Source organism: Rubrivivax benzoatilyticus JA2 = ATCC BAA-35, assembly GCF_000190375.1.
Classification (GTDB): Bacteria; Pseudomonadota; Gammaproteobacteria; order Burkholderiales; family Burkholderiaceae_C; genus Rubrivivax; species Rubrivivax benzoatilyticus.
The window spans coordinates 35,860-44,041 of record NZ_AEWG01000070.1; the positions used below are offsets into that span (position 1 = coordinate 35,860).

Here is an 8,182-nt window from a genome sequence, read left to right on the forward strand (position 1 = left end):
TTCGGGGTTCAGCGGGAGGCGACGGGCGCGGGCAGCGTGTCGGCGGTGGCGGACCAGCCGCCGCCCAGCGCACGCGTCAGCGCGACTTCGCTGGACAGGTGGCGGGCCTTCAGTTCGGTGGCGGCGCGCGACTGCGCGAGCACGTTGGTCTGGGCGTTGAGCACGGTGAGGAAGTTGCCGAGCCCGGCCTGGTAACGCTGGATCGCCAGCGCGTAGGCGGCGTCGGCGGCGGCGCCGGCCTCGGCCTGGGCACGCTGCTGGCGCTCCAGCGACTGCAGCCCGGCGACCTCGTCGGCGACCTCGCGCAGCGCGCGCAGCAGCGCGCCGTTGTAGCCCTCGACCGCGGCGTCGACCTCGGCCGCCCTGGCGCCGAGGTTGGCGCGCAGGCGGCCGCCCTCGAAGATCGGCAGCGACAGCGCCGGGCCGATGCCCAGGTTGCGCGAGCTGGCCTTCAGGAAGTCGTCCAGACCGAGGCTGGAGAAGCCGGCGAAGGCGGTCAGGCTGACGTTGGGGTAGAAGGCCGCACGGGCGACGTCGACCTCGCGCATCGCCGACTCGACACGCCAGCGCTGCGCGACGAGGTCGGCGCGACGGCCCAGCAGGTCGGCCGGCAGCCCGGCGGGCAGCGGCGTCGAACGCAGCGGCGCCAGCGCCGGCGACAGCCCGTCGAGCGCGTTCGGGCCCTGGCCGGTCAGTTCGGCCAGCGCGTGGCGGGCGCGTGCGGTCGATTCGTCGAGCGCCTCCAGATCGACACGCGACTGGGCGATCAGGCCCTCGGCCTGGCGCAGCTCGACCGTGGTGTCCAGGCCGGCGGCGATGCGCTGGCGCACCAGCGCCAGGATCTGCTCGCGCTGGGCCAGCGACTGGCGCGCGACCCCGCGGTTCTCGACCAGACGGCCGAGGTTGACGTAGCCGGCGACGACGTTGGCGGCGAGCAGCACACGCGCGGCCTGCAGTTCGGCCTCGGCGGCGCGGCGCTGGCCGAGCGCGGCGGCGATCGTCGCGCGCTGGCGGCCGAACAGGTCGAGCTCCCAGCTGGCACCGATCTGCGCGCCGTTGTTCCACTCGTACGAGCCGGCCAGCGGCGGCGGGTACGGGCCGTTTTCGGTGAAGCGCTGGCGCGTCATGTCCAGCGTGCCCTGCACCTGCGGCAGGCGGCCGGCCGAGGCGACACCGACCGCGGCGTCGGCCTGGCGCAGCCGGGCGGCGGCGACCTGCAGGCTGGGCTGGCCGGCGAGTGCACGCTCGACGAGGGTGTCGAGCGTCGTGTCGCCGAAACCGGCCCACCAGCGTTCGGCGGGCCAGGGCGTCGCGGTGCCGGTGGCGCCGGCCGCGGCGGCGGTGGACACGGTGCGGGCGGCGGGCAGCTCGCCGGGGCTGGCGCAGCCGGCGGCGACGAGCGCCGCGGCGAGTGCGGCCGCGGCGGGTTTGAAGCGGATCATGCGGCCGGTCTCCCCGGGGCGAACTGGTTGGCGTTGGCGATCAGGCGCGAGATGAGCTCGCGCAGCTGCATCCATTCGTCGCGGCTGAAGCCGGCGAACAGGTCGTTGTGGGCGTCGGCGAGCACGTGCGGGACGATGTCCGCCGCGGCCCGGCCGGCATCGGTCAGGCGCAGGTGCACGACGCGGCGGTCGGTCTCGGAGCGCACACGCTCGATCAGGCCCTTGGCCTCGAGCCGGTCGAGCATGCGCGTCACCGCGCCGGCGTCGCAGTCGAGCACACGCGCCAGCTCGTGCGCGGTCTCGGCGCGGCCGATGCTCAGCATGAACAGCGGCTTCCACTGCGCATCGGTCAGGCCGTGTTCGGCCATGCGCAGGTCGACCTCGCGCCGGATCAGCGTGCCCAGCTGCAGGATCTGGTAACCGACGCTGGTGCCGGGGTCGTAGCTGTCGCCGCTGTAGAACGACGCCTTGGCTGGTTTGGCAGTCAATCCAATGCCCTTGCAATAGTTGCTTGGGCAAAGTTTGCCACAACACGGATCAGCGCGCACGTCGGCCAGCGGCGCCGACCCTGACGCCGACCCGGGTTCGGGCGGGAAAGACGGCGCGGCCGCGCCGCGTCAGCCGAGCTCGGCCATGCCCTGGCCCATGCGCACCGGGCGGCCCGGGGCCCAGCCCGGGTCGAAGCGCAGCGGCGCCTTCGGGAACAGCAGCACGACGGTGGAGCCGAGCAGGAAACGGCCCATCTCGGCGCCGCGTTCGAGGCGGATGTCCTGGCCGTCGTAGTTCCAGCTGCGCACGACGCCCGGCCGTGGCGGGTTGACGACGCCGTGCCAGGTGGTGGCCATGCTGCCGACGATGGTCGCGCCGACCAGCACCAGCACCCAGGGCCCGGCGAACGGGCCGCCGTCGAAGACGCAGACCACGCGCTCGTTGCGCGCGAACAGCCCCGGCACGCCGCGCGCCGTCAGCGGGTTCACCGAGAACAGCTCGCCCGGCACGTGCACCATGCGCAGCAGGCGGCCGTCGCAGGGCATGTGGATGCGGTGATAGTCCTTCGGGCTCAGATAGATCGTCGCGAACGTGCCGTCGGCGAAACGCTCGGCGAGTTCGGCGTCACCGCCGAGCAGCGCGGTGGCGCTGTAGTCGTGGCCCTTGGCCTGGAAGATGCGTCCCTGCTCGATCGCGCCGAACTGGCTGATCGCGCCGTCGACCGGGCACAGCAGCGGCACGCCGGCCAGCGGCCGCGCCCCGGCCTTCAGCGGCCGGGTGAAGAACTCGTTGAAGCTGGCGTAGCTCGCCGGGTCGGGATTCGCGGCCTCGGACAGGTCGACGCCGTAGCGGCGCACGAACCAGCGGATCGCGGCCGTGGTGACGGCGCCGCCGCGCGACGCGGCGAAGGCGCCGGCCAGGCGGGTGAGCGCCTGCTTGGGCAGGGCGTACTGGGGCAGGACCGCAAGCCGGTCGGACATCGGCAACCTCGGGGAACAGGAAACGGGGAAGCGGGGGAACGGGGATCAGTGGATCGGCGACACCTGGCGCATCGCCTTGACGGCACCCTCGCCCATCGCGGCGCCGAAACGTTTGGCCAGGCGCTCGGCAACGTTCTCGCGCGGCGTGTAGTCGACGACGTCCTCGGCCTTGACGACCTCGCGCGCGACGTAGTCCAGGTTGCCCATCTTGTCGGCCAGGCCCAGGCGCACCGCTTCCTCGCCGTTCCAGAACAGGCCGGAGAAGGTTTCCGGCGTCTCCTGCAGCCGCTTGCCGCGGCCCTGGCGCACGACGGCGATGAACTGCTGGTGGATCTGGTCGATCATCGCCTTGGCGTAGGCGGTCTGCTGCTCGTTCTGCGGGCTGTACGGGTCGAGCATGCCCTTGTTCTCGCCGGCGGTGAGCAGGCGGCGCTCGATGCCCAGCTTGTCCATCAGCCCGGTGAAGCCGAAGCCGTCCATCAGCACGCCGATGCTGCCGACCAGGCTGGCCTTGTCGACGTAGATCTCGTCGGCGGCCACCGCGATGTAGTACGCGCCGGAGGCGCACATCTCCTCGACGACGGCGTAGACCTTCTTCTGGTGCAGCACCTTCAGGCGGCGGATCTCGTCGTTGACGATGCCGGCCTGCACCGGGCTGCCGCCGGGCGAGTTGATGCGCAGCACCACGGCCTGCGCACCCTGGTCCTCGAAGGCGCTGCGCAGCGCCGACACCAGCAGCTCGGCGCTGGCTTCGCTGCCCGGGGCGATCTCGCCGCGCACCTCGACGAGCGCGGTGTGCGGCCGGCTCGGCGCCGTCGGCGTGAAGCGCTCGGACATCAGGCCCCAGGCGAGCGCGACGGCCAGCGCCAGCCAGATGAAACGGAAGAACAGGCGCCAGCGGCGGTCGGCGCGCTGCTGGATCAGCAGTTCGCGGGCGATCTTCTCGAGGCTGGTCTCCAGGCCGGCGAGGGCGGGAGCGGGCGCAGGGGAAACTGCGCCGGACGGCTGCGCCGGCGTCGGGGTGTCGTCGGTGGGGGTCATGTCGCGCTTTCGTCGGCCGGCGGGGCCGGGCGGATCTCGCGCGAAGGATACCAAGTCACCGTGCCGTCGATCTCGGCGACGTCCAGCGGCACGAGCCGGCCGCCGGCGCAGGGGCCGGCCACGCAGCGACCGTCCTCGGGCTCGTAGAGCGCGCCGTGCATCGCGCAGACGACGAAGCGGCCGTCGGCGTCGAGGAAACGCCCGGGCTGCCAGTCGAGCTCGGCCGGCAGATGGGCGCAGCGGTTCAGGTAGGCGACGACGCGGCCGTCGAAACGCAGCACGAAGGCGCGCGCCGGCTGGCCGCGTTCGTCGAGCACGTCCCAGACGTGGGCCTCGCCGCGCTCAGCGAGCGCAGCCGACGGGCACAGCGCCACGCCGGCGCCGGCGCTCACGCGTTCTCCAGCAGCCAGTCGTGCAGCTCGCGCGTGCTGTGGGCGACGTGCAGCGGCGCGTACTGGGCGAAGGCCTCGGGCTCGTGCGCGCCGTAGCTGACGCCCAGGCCGGGCACCCGCGCGTTCTGCGCCATCAGCAGGTCGTGCGTCGTGTCGCCGATCATCAGCGTGCGCTCGGGCTCGGTGCCGAACTCGCGCATCAGCTGCTCGAGCATCAGCGGGTTGGGTTTGCTCGCCGTCTCGTCGGCGGTGCGCGTGCCGTCGAACATGGCCTTCAGGTCGGACGTGCGCAGCGCCTCGTCGAGGCCGCGGCGGCTCTTGCCGGTGGCCACGGCGATCCAGTGGTTGCGCGAGCGCAGGTCCAGCAGCATCTCCAGCGTGCCGGGGAACAGCACGACCGCGTCCTGGCGCGCGAACCAGTGGTGGCGGTAGCGGTTGGCGAGCTCGGGGTAACGCTCGGGCGGCAGGCCGGGCGCGGCGTGCTGCAGCGCGTCGGCCAGGCCCAGGCCGATGACGTAGGCGGCGTCGGTGTCGCTGGGCACCGCGGCGCCGACGTCGCGGCAGGCGTCCTGGATGCAGCGCACGATCAGCGCGGTGGAATCGAACAGGGTGCCGTCCCAGTCGAAGACGATGAGGTCGAAGCGGCGTGTGCTCATGGTGCGGCCAGCAGTGTCTCGCACTCCGGCGGCAGCGGTGCGTGCAAGGTGATGCGCTCGCCGCTGGCCGGATGGTCGAAGGCCAGCTCGACGGCGTGCAGGAACATGCGCGCAAAACGTTTCTCGCGCGCGACGGTCTTGTTCAGCGCGAAGTCGCCGTACTTCGGGTCGCCGACGATCGGGTGGCCCGAGTGCGCCAGGTGCACGCGGATCTGGTGCGTGCGCCCGGTCTTCAGGCCGATCTCCAGCAGCGAGTACGGGCCGACGGCGCGCACCGAGCGCACGACGGTGATCGAGCGCCGTGCGTCCGGCGCGTCGGCGGCAACGACCCGCACGTGGCGCTCGCCGGCGGCGTCGGTGCCCTTGTGCAGCGCCAGGTCCAGCACCTTCAGCTTCTTCGGCCAGACGCCGACGACGAGCGCCAGATAGTTCTTGCCGGTGTCGCGGGCGCGGAACTGGTCCTGCAGCGCGGTCAGCGCGCTGCGTTTCTTGGCCAGCAGCAGCACGCCCGAGGTCTCCTTGTCGAGGCGGTGCACCAGCTCCAGGAAACGCGCGTCGGGCCGGGCGCGGCGCAGTTGCTCGATGACACCCGAGCTGACGCCGCTGCCGCCGTGCACCGCGACGCCGGCGGGTTTGGCGATCGCCAGCAGGTGCTCGTCCTCGAACAGGACCGGGAACTCGCGTGCCGGCACCGCGGCGGCGGCCGGCTTCTCGGCGATGCGCATCGGCGGAACGCGGATCTCGTCACCGGCAGCAACGCGCGTGTCGGCGCTGGCGCGGCCCTTGTTGACACGCACCTCGCCGGAGCGGATCACGCGGTAGACGTGGGTTTTCGGCACGCCCTTGAGGTGGCGCAGCAGGAAATTGTCCAGGCGCTGGCCGGCCGATTCCTCGTCGACGGTGATTCTCTGCACCGCCGGCGGCGCATCGCCGGCTTTGGCCCCTATAATCCGGCGCTCCACGTTCGTGCGGTAAGTGATTGATTTTCCGGAGTTTACCCGGCGCTTACAGAAACACGGCGGGAGCGCTGCGGCGGCCGAGGTCGCTGCAGCACAGGTGATGCAGCGCCCGGCCGCGGGTGCGCGGGCCGGCCGCCAGAGCGCGCCGGCGGCGCGTGGCGGCGGGCGAACCGAGATTCGAAGAAGAACCCGCCTCGTTTGGGAGGCACCCGAAATCCCGAGGGTCGAGACCCGGAGACACTCCAGCTCGACCCCGCGTCCGACAGGACCCCAGCGCTGACGTGCCGTTCATGACAATCCTCCTCGCTATCGCCCCGAGGCCCCGGCAAGACGCCGGCGCGGCCGGCGCGATGGCGTCGCCGCGCCACATGCGGTGCGACGGAGCGTCGCCGGCCCGGGCAGCCGCCTTCGGAACGCACGCGCCAACGCTGCGCCGCTGATCCGTCGCTGTTTCTCTCAGCGCGGTTCGAACGCAGTCCAGGGCACTTCGCGCCAGTCGGTTCTTCCGCGTTTCTCCTGCATCGAACGAGGCAGCGCGTGCCGCTCGAGCGGCACGCGGGAGTCGCGTGCGTCCCGCCCCCGCGGGGCGTGCGCCGGGAGAATCGATGAAACGCATGCTGATCAACGCCACGCAGCCCGAAGAGCGGCGCCTGGCGATCGTCGACGGGCAGAAACTGCTCGACTTCGAGACCGAACTCGAAGGCCGCGAACAGCGCAAGGGCAACATCTACAAGGCGGTGATCACCCGCGTCGAACCGTCGCTCGAAGCCTGCTTCGTCGACTACGGCGAGGACCGCCACGGCTTCCTGCCGTTCAAGGAAATCTCGCGCAACTACTTCAAGGACGGCGTCGAGCTCAAGAACGCGCGCATCCAGGACGTCGTCAAGGAAGGCCAGGAGCTGCTGGTCCAGGTCGAGAAGGAAGAACGCGGCAACAAGGGCGCCGCGCTGACGACCTTCGTCAGCCTCGCCGGCCGCTACCTGGTGCTGATGCCCAACAACCCGAAGGGCGGCGGCGTCAGCCGGCGCATCGAGGGCGAGGACCGCGAGGAGCTCAAGGAGAACCTCGAGCAGCTGCAGTACCCGAAGGGCATGAGCCTGATCGCGCGCACCGCCGGCATCGGCCGCTCGGCCGCCGAGCTGCAGTGGGACCTGAACTACATGCTCAAGCTCTGGGACGCCATCGACGGCGCCTCCAAGGCCGGCAAGGGCGCCTTCCTGATCTACCAGGAGAGCTCGCTCGTCATCCGCGCGATCCGCGACTACTTCACCGCGGACATCGGCGAGATCCTGATCGACACCGACGACATCTACGATCAGGCGCAGCAGTTCATGAACCACGTGATGCCGGAGTCGGCCTCGCGTGTGAAGCGCTACCGTGACGACGCGCCGCTGTTCAGCCGCTTCCAGATCGAGCACCAGATCGAAACCGCGTTCAGCCGCACGGTGAACCTGCCGTCGGGCGGCGCGATCGTCATCGACCACACCGAGGCCCTGGTCTCGGTGGACGTGAACTCGGCGCGTTCGACGCGCGGCAGCGACATCGAGGAAACCGCGTTCCGCACCAACCTCGAGGCCGCCGACGAGATCGCGCGCCAGATGCGGCTGCGTGACCTGGGCGGGCTGATCGTCGTCGACTTCATCGACATGGAGGAGAGCAAGAACCGCCGCGAGGTCGAACAGCGCCTGCGCGACGCGCTGCGCACCGACCGCGCCCGCGTGCAGTTCAGCTCGATCAGCAAGTTCGGCCTGCTGGAGCTCTCCCGCCAGCGGCTGCGCCCGGCGCTGTCCGAAGGCAACCACATCACCTGCCCGCGCTGCAACGGCACCGGCCACATCCGCGACACCGAGAGCTCGGCGCTGCAGATCCTGCGCATGGTCCAGGAAGAGGCGATGAAGGAGAACACCGCCGCCGTGCACGTGCAGGTGCCGGTGGAAGTGACCTCCTTCCTGCTCAACGAGAAGCGCACCGAGATCACGAAGATCGAGCTCAAGCAGCGTGTCACGGTCATCCTGGTGCCGAACAAGCACCTGGAGACGCCGAACTACAAGCTCGAGCGCCTGCGCCACGACGACCCGCGCCTGGAGAACCTGCAGGCCAGCTACACGATGGTCGAGGAGCCGGACGAGGAAGTCGGCATCACGCGCCGTCGCGACGCCAACGACAAGGGCCGCAGCAAGCAGGAACCGGTGATCAAGGGCGTGCTGCCCGACCAGCCGGCAC

General features: G+C 71.2%; 8 protein-coding genes. 1 reads left to right on the forward strand and 7 read right to left on the reverse strand.

Annotated features, from left to right (window positions below):
* Positions 1-8: 8 nt before the first annotated feature.
* The 7 genes from RBXJA2T_RS07865 to RBXJA2T_RS07895 all read right to left on the reverse strand — a co-directional run bounded on the left by RBXJA2T_RS07865 (position 9) and on the right by RBXJA2T_RS07895 (position 5,914).
* Complete coding sequence (locus RBXJA2T_RS07865) at positions 9-1,442, reverse strand: efflux transporter outer membrane subunit (RefSeq protein WP_009856807.1); 1,434 nt, start codon at positions 1,440-1,442, stop codon at positions 9-11.
* Complete coding sequence (locus RBXJA2T_RS07870) at positions 1,439-1,930, reverse strand: MarR family winged helix-turn-helix transcriptional regulator (protein ID WP_009856808.1); 492 nt, start codon at positions 1,928-1,930, stop codon at positions 1,439-1,441. Before RBXJA2T_RS07870 ends, RBXJA2T_RS07865 begins: the two co-directional genes overlap by 4 nt.
* Before the next feature lie 129 nt (positions 1,931-2,059).
* A complete protein-coding gene (gene asd, locus RBXJA2T_RS07875; protein WP_009856809.1) occupies positions 2,060-2,911 on the reverse strand; it encodes an archaetidylserine decarboxylase in 852 nt (283 codons plus the stop codon).
* A 45-nt stretch (positions 2,912-2,956) separates the two neighbouring features.
* Positions 2,957-3,952 carry a S49 family peptidase gene (locus tag RBXJA2T_RS07880; RefSeq protein WP_009856810.1) on the reverse strand — a complete coding sequence of 332 codons (996 nt, stop codon included), beginning with the start codon at positions 3,950-3,952 and terminating at the stop codon, positions 2,957-2,959.
* Positions 3,949-4,344 carry a Rieske (2Fe-2S) protein gene (locus RBXJA2T_RS07885; RefSeq protein ID WP_009856811.1) on the reverse strand — a complete coding sequence of 132 codons (396 nt, stop codon included), beginning with the start codon at positions 4,342-4,344 and terminating at the stop codon, positions 3,949-3,951. Before RBXJA2T_RS07885 ends, RBXJA2T_RS07880 begins: the two co-directional genes overlap by 4 nt.
* Positions 4,341-5,000: an HAD family hydrolase gene (locus RBXJA2T_RS07890; protein ID WP_009856812.1), complete on the reverse strand. Its 660-nt coding sequence runs from the start codon at positions 4,998-5,000 to the stop codon at positions 4,341-4,343. Before RBXJA2T_RS07890 ends, RBXJA2T_RS07885 begins: the two co-directional genes overlap by 4 nt.
* Positions 4,997-5,914: an RluA family pseudouridine synthase gene (locus RBXJA2T_RS07895; protein WP_009856813.1), complete on the reverse strand. Its 918-nt coding sequence runs from the start codon at positions 5,912-5,914 to the stop codon at positions 4,997-4,999. The genes RBXJA2T_RS07890 and RBXJA2T_RS07895 overlap by 4 nt, the downstream gene beginning before the upstream one ends.
* Before the next feature lie 650 nt (positions 5,915-6,564).
* On the opposite strand from RBXJA2T_RS07895, the gene RBXJA2T_RS07900 reads away from it, so the two are divergent.
* The coding region (locus tag RBXJA2T_RS07900; protein ID WP_039956574.1) for an Rne/Rng family ribonuclease at positions 6,565-8,182 on the forward strand (1,618 nt) is incomplete at its 3' end.